At 43.5% G+C, this 18,341-nt stretch carries 13 protein-coding genes and 1 CRISPR repeat array; of the genes, 8 read left to right on the plus strand and 5 right to left on the minus strand.

The window, feature by feature from the left end; all coding sequences use genetic code 11:
• Positions 1–10: 10 nt before the first annotated feature.
• Positions 11–841 (plus strand): oxidoreductase, encoded by an 831-nt coding sequence (locus CTT31_RS21920; RefSeq protein ID WP_260492538.1) that lies wholly within the window; start codon positions 11–13, stop codon positions 839–841.
• 34 nt (positions 842–875) lie between these two features.
• Positions 876–1,829, plus strand: a complete 954-nt coding sequence (locus CTT31_RS21925) for a helix-turn-helix domain-containing protein (RefSeq protein ID WP_260492539.1) — start codon at positions 876–878, stop codon at positions 1,827–1,829.
• A 64-nt stretch (positions 1,830–1,893) separates the two neighbouring features.
• Here the strand turns inward: CTT31_RS21925 and CTT31_RS21930 are convergent, their stop codons facing one another.
• On the minus strand, positions 1,894–2,784 hold the full coding sequence (locus CTT31_RS21930) for a TetR/AcrR family transcriptional regulator (RefSeq protein ID WP_260492540.1): 891 nt from the start codon (positions 2,782–2,784) through the stop codon (positions 1,894–1,896).
• 125 nt (positions 2,785–2,909) lie between these two features.
• Here CTT31_RS21930 and CTT31_RS21935 point away from each other — a divergent pair, with 125 nt between their 5' ends.
• A complete protein-coding gene (locus CTT31_RS21935) occupies positions 2,910–4,640 on the plus strand; it encodes an ABC transporter ATP-binding protein (protein WP_260492541.1) in 1,731 nt (576 codons plus the stop codon).
• Positions 4,641–5,337: 697 nt separating this feature from the next.
• Positions 5,338–5,799: a GNAT family N-acetyltransferase gene (locus CTT31_RS21940; RefSeq protein ID WP_010603965.1), complete on the plus strand. Its 462-nt coding sequence runs from the start codon at positions 5,338–5,340 to the stop codon at positions 5,797–5,799.
• Here the strand turns inward: CTT31_RS21940 and CTT31_RS21945 are convergent.
• The 4 genes from CTT31_RS21945 to CTT31_RS21960 form a co-directional block, all read right to left on the minus strand.
• On the minus strand, positions 5,788–6,027 hold the full coding sequence (locus CTT31_RS21945; protein WP_260492542.1) for a Rho-binding antiterminator: 240 nt from the start codon (positions 6,025–6,027) through the stop codon (positions 5,788–5,790). The genes CTT31_RS21940 and CTT31_RS21945 overlap by 12 nt on opposite strands.
• Positions 6,028–6,086: 59 nt before the next feature.
• A complete protein-coding gene (locus CTT31_RS21950; RefSeq protein WP_260492543.1) occupies positions 6,087–8,228 on the minus strand; it encodes a prolyl oligopeptidase family serine peptidase in 2,142 nt (713 codons plus the stop codon).
• Positions 8,229–8,459: 231 nt separating this feature from the next.
• On the minus strand, positions 8,460–8,990 hold the full coding sequence (locus CTT31_RS21955; protein ID WP_211856823.1) for a DUF3833 domain-containing protein: 531 nt from the start codon (positions 8,988–8,990) through the stop codon (positions 8,460–8,462).
• 95 nt (positions 8,991–9,085) lie between these two features.
• Positions 9,086–9,613, minus strand: coding sequence for a chalcone isomerase family protein (locus CTT31_RS21960; RefSeq protein WP_260492544.1), 528 nt, complete (start codon positions 9,611–9,613; stop codon positions 9,086–9,088).
• Between the two features lie 142 nt (positions 9,614–9,755).
• Between CTT31_RS21960 and CTT31_RS21965 the strand changes: the two genes are divergently transcribed.
• The 4 genes from CTT31_RS21965 (at position 9,756) to casA (ending at position 18,328) form a co-directional block, all read left to right on the plus strand.
• A complete protein-coding gene (locus CTT31_RS21965) occupies positions 9,756–10,238 on the plus strand; it encodes a GNAT family N-acetyltransferase (RefSeq protein WP_039496196.1) in 483 nt (160 codons plus the stop codon).
• 156 nt (positions 10,239–10,394) lie between these two features.
• Positions 10,395–12,013: a CRISPR direct-repeat array (repeat unit 29 nt; unit sequence GTGTTCCCCGCAGACGCGGGGCTAAACCG).
• 310 nt (positions 12,014–12,323) lie between these two features.
• Positions 12,324–13,157: a WYL domain-containing transcriptional regulator gene (locus CTT31_RS21970; protein ID WP_260492545.1), complete on the plus strand. Its 834-nt coding sequence runs from the start codon at positions 12,324–12,326 to the stop codon at positions 13,155–13,157.
• Positions 13,158–13,263: 106 nt separating this feature from the next.
• Positions 13,264–16,140, plus strand: a complete 2,877-nt coding sequence (gene cas3 / locus CTT31_RS21975) for a CRISPR-associated helicase Cas3' (RefSeq protein ID WP_260492546.1) — start codon at positions 13,264–13,266, stop codon at positions 16,138–16,140.
• A gap of 109 nt (positions 16,141–16,249) precedes the next feature.
• Positions 16,250–18,328: a type I-E CRISPR-associated protein Cse1/CasA gene (gene casA / locus CTT31_RS21980; protein ID WP_260492547.1), complete on the plus strand. Its 2,079-nt coding sequence runs from the start codon at positions 16,250–16,252 to the stop codon at positions 18,326–18,328.
• Positions 18,329–18,341: the final 13 nt, after the last annotated feature.

Genomic DNA, 18,341 nt, shown 5'->3' on the forward strand with positions numbered 1-18,341 from the left:
ATAAGGTAAGATGAGAATTTATAATGCAAAGGTGATTTTAGTCACGGGAGCATCCTCAGGCATAGGTAAAGCCACCGCGCTTAAGCTACTTTCTCAAGGTCATATTGTATATGGAGCTGCACGCAGGATGGAAAACATGGCTGAGCTAGTGCAAGCTGGTGGCGTTGCCCTCAAAGTGGATATTACCCACGAAGATGAAGTTGATGCTGCACTACATACGATTTTTACACGCCATGGCTATGTGGATGTGTTGATAAACAACGCTGGGTTTTCTGTTTATGGTGCGGTGGAAGAAACCAGCCAAGAAGATGTCAGAAAACAATTTGAAGTGAATTTTTTTGCTACAACGTTTCTCACTCAAAAAGTACTGCCAATCATGCGCGAGCGAGGTAAGGGGCACATTATTAATGTTTCCTCTGTGGCAGGCAAAGTATATACACCCTTGGGGGCTTGGTATCATGCTACTAAGCACGCTCTTGAAGGGTGGAGTGACTGTTTAAGAGTAGAGACACAACACTTTGGTTTAAAAGTATCTATCATTGAACCTGGCGCGATTGAGACTGAATTTAGCAACATCATGATGGCACCTATGCTACTTCGCTCTGATAATGGTCCATATCAGGCAATAGCTAAAAACATGGTAGAAGCAACATCGCAGGTGTATAAGGACACTAAAAATACCCGACCAGAGATCATTGCAGATACCATAGCGGTTGCAGTGAATAGTGAAGCCCCAAAGACACGCTACGCGGCTGGAAAATATGCGTTGCTGTTACTTTTTTTACGAAGGTGGCTATCGGATAAATACTTCGATAAATTGATTCTGGAGATGGTTAAGTAAGCAACGACTTAAATTTACAAGATGATAGAGTCCCGTGGCACTGAATAAAGCTGCGGGATTTGCAGAGTTCGATATGACAAAAGCGATTGTAATTAATGATATAGCAGCAGTGCATAAGATGTTTGATCTCGACCCGCCTCGCCATCCTTTGGTGTCGGTGATCCGAGTCGATGACGTATTACTTACCAAGAATATTCCTTATATAAATCAAAGCTATATTGTTAACTTATTTCAGATAAGCCTTAAGTCAGGGTTTTGCGATGAATTGACTTATGGCCGAAATAAATATGATTTTAAAGAAGGCACATTGGTATTTACCAAACCAGGTCAACGTATCACAGTTTCTACTGCTGAGAGAAAGGTGGAACCGGGGGGGTGGACACTTTTGTTTCATCCTGACTTGATAAGAAAGTCTGCACTTGGAAAGTGTATAGAGCAATTCAGCTTCTTCTCTTATGATAGTCATGAAGCATTGCATTTGTCAGATGAAGAAAGAAAAAACCTGACTGATTTGGCGGATAAAGTTGAAGTAGAGTACAAGCAGGGCATTGATAGGCACACCCAAACTCTGCTTGTTGCAAACATCGAGCTTATTCTCAATTATTGTGTGCGTTACTATGATCGGCAGTTTTATGTGAGGACAAATACAAACTCTGACGTTGTCGCTCGGCTTGACACATTATTGGATGATTACTTTGGTAAACAAAAGGCGTTAGAGCTAGGGCTTCCCACCGTTGCCTATTGCTCTAGCGTACTTCACATGTCTTCATCCTACCTCAGCGACATGCTAAAACGTGAAATAGGTAAATCGGCACAACAAGTCATTCAAGAGCGCCTTATTGATAGAGCAAAAACCTGCTTGTTAGGTACGGATGAACAAATTAGCCAAGTGGCCTACTCATTGGGATTTGAGTACCCACAGCATTTTAGTAAATTGTTTAAGGCAAAAACAGGGCTTAGTCCACAGCAATACCGCCGCGAGCACTAGTATGTAAGTTGTCCTTAGTAACACAGTGCTTGGAAGCACCAAGTAGAGAAGCGATACTTTTTGTTTACACTGCCTCTACATTGAGCCTTTCTGCGAGTAGCTGGCGCTCAGTATTTAGTCCTCTGTAGTCTCGAAGTCCTGCGAGAAGCGCCCTGATTAATACTGTATCAGGGTTTTCACCTTGTAGTTGAGCCTCCAACAGAGCGATTGTATGCTCTACAATCTCACGCTTTTGTGGTGCAAGCTTTAGCTTTTGGGATTTTTCTTGGAGCTGTAAAAAAGCTTGTTGGACTTTTTGTTCGTGGAGTTGTCGTTTTTTAGCTTCGATCTCTTTTTGGGACGGAAAATCCTGTTCGGTTAACACCGGCAACAGTGTTTGATTTGGTAGCGCTGTACAAATTGAGTCCATGCATGACACCACCCAATTAACCAGCTTTTCAGTGTCGAAATCAATACCTTCTATCACGGGCAGCGAAAGATAATTAGCAATAATACCATCAAGCGTCATCGCGAGATCGGTTTTCCATGGACGGACTTGCTCGCCATAGTTTTCAAGTAAAAAACCTTCCTGTAGCGTAAGCCACGTCAAGCGAAACTCTTGATAGAACATGATCAAGTTATTTGAAAAGCTCAGTGACTCCTCCTGTAATAAGAGTTGAAACATCGCTTGGTACTGCTTTAAATCTTCGTGCTGGAAGCGGATTTGTTGTTTTAGCTTAGCAATTGGTGTCAATTTATCACTTTCTAATATTGCTCTTATTTTATCTAGCAGATCCGCTGTTTGACGCTCAAAAACGGCTAATAGTAGTTCGTCTTTTGACTTAAAATGTAGGTAGATAGCACCTTTCGAAATGCCCACCTTATTGGCGATGGTTTGCATGCTAAAGGCACTATCGCCCTCTGCTAAAAGTAACTGCTCCGCGCATGCCAGTATTAATTTCCGCTTATCAGACATAGCTCCTCCTGTTCACACTGCAGTATACAGTCAATTTAAAAATGACCAATAGGTCAGTTTTAAATTGACTAAATTTAAAATATGGTCAATTATTATGTTTTCTATTCAACGGGAACATCATAATTATGAACAATACATCATCTTTAATACAGCTAGTCAGGTGCACGCGGCCAAGTCGCCTATTACTATCCACTCTGGTTTTATTTACGCTTATCTCTAGTGTTTTAGGTTTGTTGGTGCCTTTGCAAACGAAAAAATTGCTGGAAGAACTCGGAGAAAATGGTCATTTTTCAAATGAACAGGTAGTCATATTAATTATGGTGTTAGTGTTTTCCGCTGTGCTAACAGGGCTGATGACTTACATCATGGGTAAAATTGGCAATGAGCAAAAGCTTAAATTACGCGGAGACCTTTTTCAGCACCTCATTCGTTTGCCTGTTTCCTTCTTTGATAATACTAGAGCTGGGGAGCCCGCGAATCGTATCGTAAAAGACACAGAAATTATTGAAAACCTAGTGAGCGAGCAGTCTGTGTCTTTTATATCTGGTGTGGTTTCATTATTTGGCTCTTTTATTATTCTATGGTTTTTAGACTGGCAAATGACACTTGTAATGCTTGGTGCAGTGACAGCTAGTTTTCTGATTATCTTACCGTTTTCCGTGAGGCTAACGGATCTGTCTAAGTCATTACAAGATACTGAAGCCTCTATGCTTGGAAGGTTAACCGAACTGTTTGCCAATATCCGCTTACTAAGAGCGCAAGGTGCAGAAAAAATAGAAGCTAAAAAGAATAATAATGAATTGAAGTCACTCTATAAAACCGCAATGTCAGAACATACGCTTTTAGCTACCATGGGCGCATTGGTGAATTTAGTGATCATGGCTTCGATAGTGTTAGTACTAGGATTTGGCGCATCAAGGGTTGCCAATAGTGCAATGACTCTGGGCGCTTTTGTTGCGTTTATCATGTTTTTACTGAACATTGTGTTGCCGATGGGGCAGTTAAGCATGGTGGTAGCCGCGTTTAATAAAGCAAAAGGAGCGGCCGTTCGTATTAATGAGATCTTAGCAACGGCACCAGAAAATGAAAGTGGTCATACAATTAGCCTGACTGATAAGTCAATTTATGTTCGCAATTTATCTTTTAGCTATGTTGATGATAAACCGGTATTTAAAAGCTTGAGCTGTGAATTCTTAAGTGGAAAAACGACCGCGATTGTTGGGCCATCAGGAGTTGGTAAGTCTACACTTTTCGCTTTGTTGCAGGGCTTTTATCAGGCGAGGCGTGGTTACATTGAAATTGCTGGGCTTAATGTTGAAGAGCTAGACCGGGCCAATTTGAGAGCGCAAATCGGTTACGTTGCGCAAGAGAGCCCGCTGCTGTGTGGCACCTTATATGAAAACTTGGTATACGGTGCTGATGAAACAATAGATGATGGACAATTACAGCATGCCATCGCCACGGCCGATTTAGCAGAGTTTATAGCGACACTTCCTGATGGGTTGAATACTCGAATTGGTGAGCGTGGCATTACTCTATCTGGCGGACAAAGGCAACGAGTTGCATTGGCGCGAGCACTATTAAAAGACCCTGCATTGCTGCTGTTGGATGAAGCAACGGCAAGCCTTGATTCACAAAGTGAAGCCGCTATTCAAATTGCCCTGAAAAATGCGAAAAAAGGTCGTACTACAATTATCGCTGCGCATCGACTCAGTACGGTTATGGATGCTGATAATATTATCGTCATTAACAAAGGTGAGATTGAATCACAAGGAGACCATCAGTATTTGATGCAACATTCTTCGCTTTACCAAAGCCTAGTGAACAAACAGTTCAGCCTGCAAGCTGCAAGCTAATAACTTTGGTTGAGGCCTGTCAGTTGGATTGATGGAAAGTGGATGAACAGTACTGTCATTGGGTAAATGGTTGTATTAATACTTTTTGATGTTTTTTTAAAATGAGATAGCACTAAAAGTTTAGGTGTGATAAAAAGTAACCATATTTAACTAAGTGCTATTTTAGTTGTTGGTTAAAAAGGATTAGTTTTTAGGGAAGACAAATTAATTTTCGTAGGTTTGTTTATGCCCCATAGAGCATCACACACAAGTTCGCATACCTCTATCCCGCTGATTGTAGCGCTAACAAGCGTGTTGTTATTACTGACTTTACTGAGCTTTCCAAGTAAGAGCAAACAGCCTGTAGAAACCAAAGTAGCAATACATAAGAGCGGCGCGATAAAGCATGAAGTCCGCCCGACAGAATAAGAATGAAAAATTCTTAGATGCTTGTGGCTAGTTTGAAGTATCTAGCTCACACCAATACCTTACACTTTGTAACAGTTCGGGGTTACTAAATTTTATTTATTTAAAACATATAGTTAGTATCTTGAGCTGGCACCACCATAAAGTTTCTGCAGGCATTCAGCCTATCATCTCACCTCGATAATTTGCTTATTATTTCTAACTCGGTATAGTTTGACGTCGGCCAGAATAGTAATAATATTGCTCAGTTTATGGGCGCAGGACAAATTGGCCTTACTTCTCAGAGGCAGGTATGCAATTAATTCAGTTAAAGTCAGATGACCCACAAGTAGTCGCGGTGTTTTCTGAAATCGATAAGCTTATGAACAGCTTATATCCAATCGCAAGTGCACAGTCTTTATCAATAGAAGAAATTAACCAACCTAACGTGTATGCCGTTGGCTTACAAAATGAAGAGGGCATTGTAGCGTGCGGTGCGATTGTAAAGCAGTTTGATAAAACCTTATACGGTGAAATTAAACGCTTGTACGTAAAACCTAGCTATCGAGGTAAAGGGCTTTCTAAACGTATTATGCAAATTTTGCTTCACTACGCGGGTGAAGCGCAGATCCCACTTATTCGGCTGGAAACCGGCTCTAAGCAAGCCAGTGCGATAAGTCTTTATGAGAGCTTGGGATTTGAGCGATGTGAACGCTTTGGTATGTATCGTGACAACCCGTTAAGTGTCTTTATGGCGTTATCACTAAAATCTTAACGTAGTAAAATAGGGATTGTCAGTATCGGCAGAGATACAGGCAATCTCTGCAAGCACCACAGTGACAGCTTGGCTTTCTTGTTCTAAAACTAAACACTCCTGTTTGTCGACTATGGCCGTGTTTTCGCACCTGCCACGCACAACGTCACCATCTTTCATCTCAATAGTAACCGCTAGGCGTTTTATACACGCCTGTTCAATATAATCATACTGTTGGCAACTGATCATAGGTACGTCCTTATTGAATAAAGCCACCTGCTTGTTCAGGTGGCTTTTCGAACTTGACTTTAGAGAGACTTAATTCCCATATTGTAAAGCGTAAAGCCATAAATATCGGCATACTGTTCAATTGTCTTGCTTATCGGTGTGCCTGCGCCGTGTCCAGCATTGGTTTCGATACGAATAAGCGTCGGGTTAGGACCTGTGTGTTTGCTTTGTAGCTCAGCTACAAACTTATAAGAGTGTGCAGGTACTACGCGGTCATCATGATCACCTGTTGTGATCATCGTTGCTGGATAATTTACACCAGCCTCTACGTTATGCACAGGTGAATAACCTTTCAGGTATTCAAACATCTCTTTGTTGTCCTCCGCCGTACCGTAGTCGTAAGCCCAGCCAGCTCCAGCAGTAAAGGTGTGGTAACGCAGCATATCAAGTACCCCAACCGCAGGTATAGCCACTTTGAATAGGTCTGGACGTTGCAACATCGTTGCACCTACTAACAAACCACCGTTCGAACCACCGTTAATTGCAAGCTTTTCACTTGAAGTATAATTTTCAGATACTAAATATTCGCCTGCAGCAATAAAGTCATCAAAGACGTTTTGCTTTTGCATTTGAGTACCTGCTTTGTGCCATTTTTTACCGTACTCACCGCCGCCACGTAAGTTTGCTACCGCATAAACGCCACCTAGTTCCAGCCATGCTGCTCGTGTTGCCCTAAAGGAAGGCTTAAGACTGACGTTGAAGCCACCATAACCGTACAACAGAGTCGGGTTATTACCATCTAATTTCAGCCCTTTTTTATGGGTGATGATCATCGGCACACGAGTGCCATCTTTGGAGGTGTAAAAAACCTGTTTAGACACGTAAGCATCTGAATCAAAATCTACTTTATCTGAACTATATAACTCGCTACGCCCTGATTCTGCATCGAAAGCAAAGATAGATCTCGGGGTGTTGTAGTTAGTGAATGAGTAATAAAGTACTTTGTCTTCTTCCTCACCGCTAAAGCCACTCACAGTGCCTACACCTGGAAGCGCAATGTCACGGATCAGCTTACCTGTGAAGTCATATTGTTTTACCAATGAAATTGCATCTTTGATGTAAGTCGCAAATAGATAACCTGAACCTGTTGAAACCGATAGTACATTGTCGGTTTCTGGGATCACATCTTGCCAGTTTTCTGGTTGTGGCTGTTTCGCACTGACTTTAACGATACGACGGTTCGGCGCATCAAAGTTAGTGCTTAAGAACAATGTGTCGCCTTCACTGTGGATCACGCTGGTATCAGAGTTGGTATGATCTAAAATCGTTACCCAGTCACTATTTGGTTTGCTTAAGTCACGAATAAATAACTTGTTACCTGATGTTGATACCGCAGCAGAGATCACTAAGTATTTTTTATCGTCTGTTACACCACCATAAACATAACGGTGTTTTTGCGCATCAGTAGCACCAAAAATGACCTTGTCTTGATCTTGAGGTGTGCCAATCTTGTGGTAATACACTTTATGTTGGTCAGTTTTTGCAGAAAGTTCACTGCCTTTGGGCTTGTCATAGCTTGAGTAGTAAAAGCCTTCATTACCAAACCAAGAGATACCACTAAACTTAACGTCGACTAGCGTTTCACCAACCTGCTCTTTAGTCTCGGCGTTTAGCACAATCACTTTACGCCAGTCACTCCCACCTTCTGAAATTTGATAAGCCACTAATGAAGCGTCTTTACTAAAACTTAATCCTGCAAGCGATGTCGTGCCATCGTCACTCATGGTATTTGGGTCTAAAAATACTTCAGCTTCACTACCTTCTTTTTGGCGGTACAAAACACTTTGGTTTTGCAATCCATCATTTTTGTAAAAATAAGTATAGTTGCCGTGTTTAAAAGGCTGAGAAACACGCTCGTAATCAAGTAGTTCGGTGAGGCGTTTTTCGATGTCTTTACGATATGGAATCTGCGATAAATATGCTTGAGTAGTCTCGTTTTGTGCTTTTACCCACGCAGCGGTTTCTGCGCTTTTATCGTCTTCTAACCAGCGATATGGATCCGCCACTTGCGTACCGAAGTAGTTGTCTATCACTGTGCCTGTTTTAGTGATTGGATATTTCACAGATTGCGTCAATGCCGCATTATTAGATTGTTCATTTTCGGTATTAACACATCCGACAAGCGCAAGAGCAATGGCTCCAGCTAGTATCTTCTTTATCATTGTGGGGATTCCTATTGGTTCTTATTAGCTACTATCTCGCCGCAGTTTCTTGCGCCTTACTCAGCAATAAGACTTTTCGATACGGCATTTTTCGTTAAGCATTTATCAGTGTGGGACATGATTACGCTACTAGAATTGCTGTGGATTGTAGTGAGGCTCGTGTATTTGTCTACAAATTGTAGACAAATACACGAGTAAGAAGGTTAAATTGAAGTTGATTTGGCGTAATTATTATTGCCTTTGCATAAATATTGTGACTTCAGCCATTACAATACCGAACTTTTCAATATAAGAGCGGTTCATGAGAGTGGTTTGATCAAAAGACCACATCCAATCATCAAAGTGTACTTCGTAGCTGGTGTCGTCAACGGGTAAGTCCATTCTATACTGCCAATTCATCGCATTGCCGAAGGTTTCGCCTGATGCTGAGTTGAGGATATCGTCGGCGCGGCCGGTATATTTATTGCCTGCAGCTTTTGTAATAGTCCAAACTCGCGTTTGAGCCCCGTCGCCGAGCAAATAGTTGAAGGACTCATCTAAAATAAGTTCAGACTTGTTGTTAATAGAGCCCTTGATATCGACAGTAAACTGTTGAACTAAGTTGCCATCTCTGTCTTGGACTATTCCCCACGCTTTTACATCACCAACAAAAAACTCGTAGGGGTCAAATTGCGGTTTAAGTGTAGCGTACTTTTTACCGTCAATCCCGGAGCTGCAAGCCGACAATAAAAGTAAGGTGAGTACTGCAAGAGTGATGCGCATTGTTTTCTCCTTAGGCTTGAAGCCACTTTGAGTGCTATTGCTTTTTATATATGAGCCAAATAGCGAAGATGAAATTAATGGAAAAAAGCCATATGCTACTTCCGCTTTAGACCTAGAAGCTCGGCTCGCATGGCTGGTTCGGATGTTTTTTCACCGAGCCAAATATTGAAAAAACGGGTAGTAAATTCCGAATCTTTCACTTCGCCAATAAGCTTTTTATCTTGGTAAAACTGTGTAGTTCCTTCGGGGGTTCTTACACCAAAGAGCACGGTCCCTTTAGAGACATCGGGGAAAGTTTTTTCCATTTCTGCCAGCCATTGCTCACCTTGGCTTGAATTACTGAATCCTTGCTTTTCCATCTCTTTAAGAGATCGTTTTGCTATCTCCTTGCCATCAAGCTCGCGTAAATAATGTAGTGCCAATACAAAAGGCTGGTCTTGAGAGTACGCGCCTTGTGGCGCATAAAGGCTGGCATCATAAACATCCCAAAACAAATAGGTCATTCGACTTGTTTTGCCGACCTGCTTCGGGTTTTCTATAAATTGATTTACAAGATCACTGGTGCTTGCGAAACCCTGAGCGCTGAATAGCAACATCAAAAAGGTAAAGATCGTCCTTTGCATACTAACCTCTTCCTATGTAAAAACGGTTAGCTTCTTATACGAACGAGCTGGAAAGTTTGTTCACTTTGCTGATGTCTGAAAGGTGCTGTCATCCCCCTTTACAATTTGCTAAGCTGACTAAAACCTACATACAGGAGTTATTATGAGCCTTTCAATTCGCCCAGCAGAAGTAGCTGATGCCGCGACAATACTGCACTTTATCAACGAACTTGCAATTTATGAGAAAGAGCCAGATGCAGTGCTCAATACCGTGGAAGAAATAGAACAGAAATTGTTTGGTAAAGAAGCCAGAGCACACAGCGTTATTTGTGAACTAGATGGTGAAGCAATCGGGTTCGCAGTGTATTTCTTTAATTATTCTACTTGGCTTGGCAAGCACGGACTTTATCTTGAAGACTTATATGTGTCACAAGACAAACGCGGTGTTGGTGCAGGTAAAGGGATCATGAAGTACCTCGCAAGACTTGCACTACAAAAGGACTGTGGTCGCTTTGAGTGGGTGGTGCTGGACTGGAACAAACCATCAATCGATTTTTATGAAAGTATTGGTGCTAAAGCACAAAACGAATGGATTATTTATCGCCTATCAGGGCAAGAGCTCATCGATTTTGCTGAGCAAGTATAGTGAAGTTTATTGGCCTGTTGGCTATACATTATTTGAAGAGAAACCCCGATCTTTAACAATTGAGCCGAGTAAACATACGTAGAATTTGTACCCAATATTTTTGGTGAATATTGTAAGTGTGATTTTTATTAATAGAAACAATGATATATTTTTAGAGTGTTCCCCGCAGACGCGGGGCTAAACCGGAGGTAGTGGCCTACTTTGATGTCGCTTACTCGTGTTCCCCGCAGACGCGGGGCTAAACCGCGTAGAGCCAACGCAGGGCAGAGCGTATGAGGGTGTTCCCCGCAGACGCGGGGCTAAACCGGTAAGTTGATAGTGAGTAAACTGGGTAGCACGCGTGTTCCCCGCAGACGCGGGGCTAAACCGTAAATGAGAGCTCTGTTATTCGAGGTACGCATCGTGTTCCCCGCAGACGCGGGGCTAAACCGCCGCTTACTGAAACCGCAGGCAGTGCACTGGCGTGTTCCCCGCAGACGCGGGGCTAAACCGTTTTTGAGCTTGTCATAGCTGGTGTTTAAATCGTGTTCCCCGCAGACGCGGGGCTAAACCGAACGTCAACTCCCAATAGGGTTTGGCTATAGAGTGTTCCCCGCAGACGCGGGGCTAAACCGGGATTTTCCACAATGGGCATATCATCCATAAAGTGTTCCCCGCAGACGCGGGGCTAAACCGAATCTACTTTTCAGAGCGGGATTTATGAATTTGTGTTCCCCGCAGACGCGGGGCTAAACCGTTAAAAGCAAAGAACATGCAGAGTTTATTGTTGTGTTCCCCGCAGACGCGGGGCTAAACCGCCTGTTACACTGGCGAGCATACTTGAGGATGAGTGTTCCCCGCAGACGCGGGGCTAAACCGCATCTGCCGCGCTTGCAGTTGTTTTAATGCTGCGTGTTCCCCGCAGACGCGGGGCTAAACCGACCGAAATCGCAGCAGTGCCAAGAACAAGGCCGTGTTCCCCGCAGACGCGGGGCTAAACCGGCATAAACGTCTTGCGTGTCATAACCCGAATCGTGTTCCCCGCAGACGCGGGGCTAAACCGATTAATCAGATGAGTGAGCTAACCGCAGCTGCGTGTTCCCCGCAGACGCGGGGCTAAACCGCATTCGATAACTGGCGCTGTGGCTTCTTGTGCGTGTTCCCCGCAGACGCGGGGCTAAACCGATTTCATGAGCAATGAGTTGGTTCTGATTATTGTGTTCCCCGCAGACGCGGGGCTAAACCGTGGAACTATCACAAGTCGTATCTTAAACGTACGTGTTCCCCGCAGACGCGGGGCTAAACCGGATTCCCCGGAACATCTAATTTGACTCTTGCAGTGTTCCCCGTACGCACGGGGCTAAACCGTACGGAGAGCAATCCAGCCCTATGGACATAACCGTGTTCCCCGTATGCACGGGGCTAAACCGGTGGAGATGTGAAAACAAATAAGCAGCTCGAAGTGTTCCCCGTATGCACGGGGCTAAACCGATATGTATCAAATGCCGATTATTCAGTTTGGAGTGTTCCCCGTATGCACGGGGCTAAACCGTACAAATTCAATTTATCCACGTTTGGAATAGAGTGTTCCCCGTATGCACGGGGCTAAACCGTGTTAGATTTCGTATCGTTTGTGAATGATAAAGTGTTCCCCGTATGCACGGGGCTAAACCGCGGTTAGTGGTAGACCGTGAGTTACGCCATGAGTGTTCCCCGTACGCACGGGGCTAAACCGTTGTTACGCAAATCGAAATTCTCAATCTGAGAGTGTTCCCCGTATGCACGGGGCTAAACCGTCCATAATGTTCTCCTTAAAGTGTGTGTTTTAGTATTCCCCGTACACACGGGGCTAACCAGTAGAACATTTTAGTAGGAAAGCTGTGGTGAGTAGCTTGGCTGGAAGTGGCGGCAGGGTGAGACTCGAACTCACATCATATATAAACTGTATATAACCGTTACCCATTGGAAACACTGCCGCCATAGTTGATTATTAATCAACCATCAAAAAAGTGCTAGCGTGATCTCTCTGTCAGTTTGTCTCAGGTCAATGACTTACTTTGTTTGTTCTGATACATTTATTTTACGAAAATTTTACCAGAGTGTTGTATGCAGGCTAAGGAAGAGCTGTATTTTAGATATATTGAAGCGGTATTGTTTTGGCAGGGAGAAATCCAGACTGGTACTTTCCAGAGCAAATTTAAGCTTTCAAGGCCCAGCGCACGGCGTTATGTCACCGACTTTATTGAGCGTTATCAGATTGCCGCAAGCTATAATGAGTCTGAGAAAGCCTATGTGCTGGCAAGCCCCTTTACACCTAATTATATCTCTCAGGATTTTACTGAGTATACTAGTCTCACTGGGGAACAGTACGTCCACAACTTGAGTTCCTCCACCATCACAGCGCTGGCACTACCACACAGAAAGCTCAATCCAACCATTTTGCGGCCCATACTGAATGCCTGTCGGCGACAAAGCGTGCTGGATATTCGCTATCAGTCTATAAAAGAAGGCGGTGAAACCGAGCGCGTGATCCGCCCTCACACGCTGATTAACTCTGGACTGCGCTATCATTTGAGAGCCTACTGTGAAAAAGCCAAAGGCTTTAGAGACTTTTCATTATCGCGTATCGTCTCTGCTTCGCCAGAATTTATCAGCAAAGCGCAAAGGTACAAAAAAGACGACGAAGCCTGGCAGCAGGAAGTCACTTTAACCATAATCCCCGACCCAAGACTCAGCGAGTACGCCCAGCAAGTTATCGCTCACGACTTTGATATGCACAATTACCAAAAGCAAATTAAAACCAACGCTGCACTGATCAACTACCTGATCAGCATTTTGAGGTTAGATGTTCAGCACCCACACCCGGAAGCACAGCAAATTGTGATGGAACCAGCCTGCTATAGAGAGCTGAGGGCCAGAAGGTTGTTATGGAACAGTTAAACAAACGCCCCAGACCGGGTAATTTCTTTACTGGTTGCAATTGCAGGATTGTCGGCGTTTTATTCGCGTCGTAAGCTGAGTGTATTGAAAGCAAGGAAGTAACAGTGTGAGTGATTTTAACAGCGACATTTTTCAGTTTTGGGGTAAGGCCGACGAGCATAAGACTCTACCCGCAGTGTGCCATATGCTGGATGTGGCCTTTGTGGCCCGGGCGATTATTCTCAAGCTGGCAGCTCAGGAGCGGGCTGTCTTACTGAAGCCGTTTTTATCTATTGAAGGCGTTGATGAGGATACCGCGATTGCTATGGTAGTGCTACTTATTGCCCTGCATGATATTGGCAAGATCACACCTGGGTTTCAGTATAAGTTGCAGGATCGGGTAAAGGATTTGTTCGACATTAACACATTCAAGGTGTGTGGAGACGCGGAGACCAAACATGGCAATTCAGGGTTTGTTATTTTGCATGACTACTTGTGCGGGCAGTATGGTGTAGATAAAAATGTTGCGAGAGTAATATTTTCTGCGGTTGCCAGTCATCATGGTGTATTTGTAGCAAATAAAAAGCAATGTGGTTTGTGCGGCAATGAGCAATGGAGCGAAGTGCAGAGCAATGCGATAGAATGGTTAGCCGATTACTTTTCCATTGACCTTTATCTATTTAACCAGCTTGCAGCACAAACCTTAACGCCAGCTTGGTACTCTTATATGGCTGGGCTGTGTTCGGTTGCTGATTGGATTGGTTCAGATGAATCAAAGTTTAGGTATTGTACAGCCAGTGACTACAATGCTGTGCAAAGAATGGATACTGCAAATGCGCTTGTGAGCTTATTAAATATCAAGCATGTCATAGCTTCAAATAACAAGGCAGATTTCGTAGATGTTTTTGGTTTTAAGCCTAATGCTTTGCAATTAAAGGTTTTAGAGCTTATCAAGCTCAACGAACTGCCTTGGTTCTCGATTATTGAAAGCGGTATGGGGAGTGGTAAAACAGAAGCGGCGCAGGTTTTAGCCGATCATTTCATTCGCCATCTAGGCCACTCGGGTTTGTATGTGGCTATGCCATCACAAGCGACAGCAAATCAGTTATTCAAACGGACTTTAAGGTTACTCAAAAAAGATGTGCTTGGGTATCAGAATATAGAAACCCACTTAAAACACAGCAACGCAGATTTTGAGCCGCAATATGAAGCATTAAAATTAAAAAGTATCGACTATCATCACCATCAAAACACCACTCCCTCAGTGGTAGCAAATCAATGGTTCACATCAAAAAAACATGGCTTACTGGCTGGTGCATGTGTGGGGACTATTGACCAGTTGCTAATGGCTGCAATGCGCTATAAGCATAATTTTGTCAGACTATTTGGGCTCTCAAATAAAGTTCTGATACTGGACGAGGTGCATTCATTACAGAGTTTTCAGCTAGATTTGCTTAAAAATACATTGTATTGGATGGCCAAGCTTAATGTCAGAGTCATCATTCTTTCTGCAACTTTGCCCCGAACGATGTTGGTTGAGCTGGTTCAGGCGTATGGGCAAGCATCTGAAACAGAAATTGAAGTAGAAGATAAACCCTATCCAAGGATCACTACTTACAGCTCAGGTGCTTTGGCGAAGTCTCACACAATTATAGAAACTGAGAGTGATAGTAAAAAAGAAGACCTAACCAGCCCTCCCGGAACATACAAGATAAAGCTGCACTCAACGTCTCCAAAGTTGTGTATCAGTAATATGGCAAATGATGTTCTAACGACAGCCAATAATGCAGGTTGTGGTGTGTTTGTTTGTATTTTGAATACTGTTGATAAAGTTCAGGAAATGTCCAGGCTCATTGCAAGATATTGCAGCGAAAGTGATGGTCGAGTTGAGTATCTAACTTTCCATGCAAAGTATCCATTAGCCACACGTTTGTCCATTGAAGAGATCATCGAATATCAGGTTGGCAAACATCCTGCGGACCATCGTAGCATCAACCCTAACCGACCAGTGAAGGATAAATGTTTGATCCTAATAGGGAGTCAGGTTTTGGAACAAAGTCTGGATTATGATGCATGCGAGATGTTTACCCAAATTGCACCAATTGATCTGCTCTTGCAAAGAGTTGGCCGTGTGTGGCGTCATCAAATTAATAATACTGCTCGCTCTAAGTTTATCAAAACACCCACGTTAAATATCTACCTGCCATCAATGGATAAAATTCCCGAGGACTATGGAGAATGGTTTGGTCACGGTGAAGTATTTATCTACCCCTCACATCTACTGGCTGTAACAACTCGCTTGCTTTGGGAGAAGAATGAGGAAGTTGGTGGGGGCGGCTTTGCCATTAATATTAATAGCGATATGGATTCATGGATCAATAAAGTGTATGCCGATGTCGACCAACAAATAACCTGGCTCGAGCAGGAATACGACAAAGCATTTGAATTCAGATTGGATAAGCGGACGCAATATACTTTGGCTAAAAAGATGATGTTTGATGCGGATAAGTCGAGCGTCAGGGCTCTATTAAAGTACACGAATGGTGAAATTGAAAACGATGACATTGTCCTCAGTACACGTTTAACCAGTGTCAGCGTTCAATTGATTTTTCTTGTTGATAACGGAGAAGGTGTGCTTGTTCCGGTCACAGAGTTTTCGCCCTATACACAAAATGTGCAAGCGTTTAACCAAGGGGCAAAGGAATATGCAGAATCAGAAGCGATTGATTGGCGAGCTGGAGAAAGGCTTAAAAAAGCTGATATTGCTCGTTTAAAACAGGCACAAATATCACTGAGCCACGCCAAGTGGGTGGCGCACTTTAAGGAGCAAGAAGAGTACTGGCCGTTTAGTTTTGTCGCTAAAGAAATCTGGCGACGTTCGCCAACACTGTTTAACTGTATTCCTGTTGTTTTGGGTCAAGACTTATCTTACTTCAAGAGTGAATTGGGAGTGCTCAGGTTAGATCCTAAATTTGGGCTTAAAGTGGATAGAAGAAAAGTTTAAAAGTGGAGTTTCCGGTTTTGTTAAAGGTGGCAGTAACACTGTGAAGCTTTGTCCAAAATTAATGAAATTGGTAAGCAATAATTGGTTTACTTACAGAGAGTGAGGGAATATGAAATACGATTTATTAACTGAAAGCTGGATACCAGCCCTGGATTTACAGGGGGTAACCAACGAATACTCAATACTATCTTTGCTTGAGGCAGCCCCAAAGTTAAAGCGGATAGTACACGAAAAGCCGCTTGTGGTGGCATCGGTACAACGCTTATTACTGGCAATCTTGTATCGCAGTTATGGCTACCTGGAACCGGACGAGTGGGATGAGGTTTTTGCAGCTGGAGAGTTTGATGAGCAAGTCTCCAGCTACCTTAGTTCGGCTGAGTGCGCAGAACGGTTTGACCTTTTTTCAGAAACGAACCCCTTCTTTCAAACAGCGAACTTCACGAAAGAAAAGGGTGTAACAACATCGGTCAAAAAGCTCTCTCCTGATCTGGCGAGCGGTAACAATAAAACCCTATTCAATCATATTGCTGATAATCATGAGTTCTCACTACCGGCAAATGAAGCCGCACTTCAGTTACTTGTTTGTCAGTATTTTAGCTTGGGCGGTGGTGTGAGTGGCAGTTCGGTGCAGTTTGGTAAGCACCCAAACCTGACCAATGCCCCATTAGTTGGCGGTGCAGTTGTAATGGTGGAGGGCGAAAACCTGTTTCAAACTTTGATGCTCAATTTACATATGCCTAAAAATGAAGAGTGGCTCGAGCGCAAAATGGACCTGCCTGTATGGGAGCAAAATGAGCCAGAGCAGCCTCAGGCTCGTGAAATGCGAGGGTTGAGTGATTATCTCACTTGGCGTGCTCGTCATGTGCGTTTACTGCCCCAGAAAGATGGCAGCGTTGCCCGTATGTTTTTTGCTCAGGGTTTGCCTAATCCAAAAGAAATGGAGCAGGAGCCTTATTTCGCGTATTACTTCAACAAAGAAGATAAAAAATTACCTGTCAGATTAAGCTTCGAACGAGCATTTTGGCTAAATACTGCGAGTTTGTTGCAATATGCGAAATCATCTAAAGTGGGTATAGAGCCTGAAGATTTAAGGCCAGCGGGTATCCAGTTGTTAGCCGCTGAGGATAACGAGCTTATCGATAAACTAAAACTTAATTGCCAGTTAATGGGCTTAGAGAACAAGAAAGCTAACCCTTTAGCTTGGTTTGAAGAGCGCTTGCCATTACCACTTAATTTGGTCGAAAAAGACCCTACACAACCAAGCCGAGATGGCCTGGTTTTACTAAAAGGTATACAGAGGGCTGAAATAATTCACCGACAGCTATTGAGTGCAGTAAGAACCTTTGCTTCTCATCTGCTACCAGATGGTGCCAGGACACAAGATATTTCAACAAAGGTTGAGTCGATCAACCCTGCACGTTTCTACTGGCCCAAGCTTAATGAACCGTTTGAACAATTTATTTGGGCATTAAGTAATAACAGTGAAGAGGCCAAATTTAGTTGGCGTAAAGTGTGCCAGGAAACTGCATTTGCTGCATTCGAAGGTGCAACACATAGCTGGTGCTATAGTGGAGTTAGAGCACAAAAGGGCTTGAGCATCGCTAAACAACAGCTAGAAGAATCGCTATACGGAAGAACGTGGCAGCGTCACGTTTACTGGAGTCAGGATACTCAGGAAATCATCAGGCAGTTATATCAGTGGGGTAATCCAGATTACCCCAAAAGGGATATTCTGGCTGCGCTTAGGAAGTCTTTGGATCTGCAAAAAGGCTCTCAACTGACGGCGATATCTTACTTAGGGCCATTACTTTCCAGTGAGGATGAACGCTCCAAAGTGCAGGCTTTTGTTGCTGGTTTATTTGCAAGTCACGCCAAAGTGTATCAAGAAGCGCAACATAGCAGTTTTGGTCACATTTGGTATCAGGCGGATAAAGATAAGCGCCCCGGCATGAGCTTTCGCTTTGGGTGCCTACTGGAGGCCAAAGGTGAGCAGTTAAAACAAACGCTGCGCCAGATGGTACAAATTCTAAAAAGCAAAGACATTGCCATTGATTACCGAACCCTGATGGAAGATCTCTATCACTGGGATAGCGACGACAAACGCATTCAACTTAAATGGGCCAGAGATTACTGGGCCAAACCAATTCAATCCGATGAGTCTACAAACTCAGCAGACGCGACAAATTAAAAAGGAGTTACCT

Source organism: Pseudoalteromonas maricaloris, assembly GCF_024746855.1.
Taxonomy (GTDB): Bacteria; Pseudomonadota; Gammaproteobacteria; order Enterobacterales; family Alteromonadaceae; genus Pseudoalteromonas; species Pseudoalteromonas maricaloris.